Origin of the sequence: Zhenhengia yiwuensis, assembly GCF_014384995.1 — a bacterium.
Classification (GTDB): domain Bacteria; phylum Bacillota; class Clostridia; order Lachnospirales; family Cellulosilyticaceae; genus Zhenhengia; species Zhenhengia yiwuensis.
Genome location: NZ_JACRSY010000130.1, coordinates 1 through 622 on the forward strand (window position 1 = coordinate 1; position 622 = coordinate 622).

The 622-nt window shown below is 44.4% G+C and carries 1 tRNA gene and 2 rRNA genes; all 3 read right to left on the bottom strand.

Annotated elements, in window-relative coordinates:
• Positions 1–145: 145 nt before the first annotated feature.
• Positions 146–218, bottom strand: a tRNA-Ala gene (locus H8718_RS20395).
• 4 nt (positions 219–222) lie between these two features.
• Positions 223–340: ribosomal RNA gene (gene rrf, locus H8718_RS20400) — 5S ribosomal RNA — on the bottom strand.
• A gap of 77 nt (positions 341–417) precedes the next feature.
• A 16S ribosomal RNA gene (locus tag H8718_RS20405) occupies positions 418–622 on the bottom strand; the annotation flags it as partial.

Consider the following 622-nt stretch of genomic DNA (forward strand, 5'->3'; position numbering starts at 1 on the left):
ACATTATTTTGCCTTGTTCTCGTTAAATTTAAGAATAAGTTTAATTATCGGTTAAATTGTAGATTTAAAATTTGATAAGTTTAAATCTATTTTTTGATTATGTTTAGTTTTCAAAGTACAATGCTGTCCATTTAAATCGGACAAGTGGAGACAAAGGGATTCGAACCCTTGACCCCCTGCGTGCAAGGCAGGTGCTCTCCCAACTGAGCTATGCCCCCATAAATCTGGCAACCACTTACTCTCCCAGGCCGTCTCCAGCCAAGTACCATCAGCCGCTTTAGTCTTAACCTACGTGTTCGGTATGGGAACGGGTGTTTCCCTAAAGCGCATCGTCACCAGAAATGGTGTGTATTTAATTTTTGATTAAACACTCAAAATAAAATAGTAAGTCATTAGTTACCTAGTCATATTCCTTAGAAAGGAGGTGATCCAGCCGCACCTTCCGATACGGCTACCTTGTTACGACTTCACCCCAGTCATTGGTTTTGCCTTAGACAGCTCCCTCCCTTGCGGGTTAGGTCACTGGCGTTGGGCCCCCCCAACTCCCATGGTGTGACGGGCGGTGTGTACAAGACCCGGGAACGTATTCACCGCGACATTCTGATTCGCGATTACTAGCGAT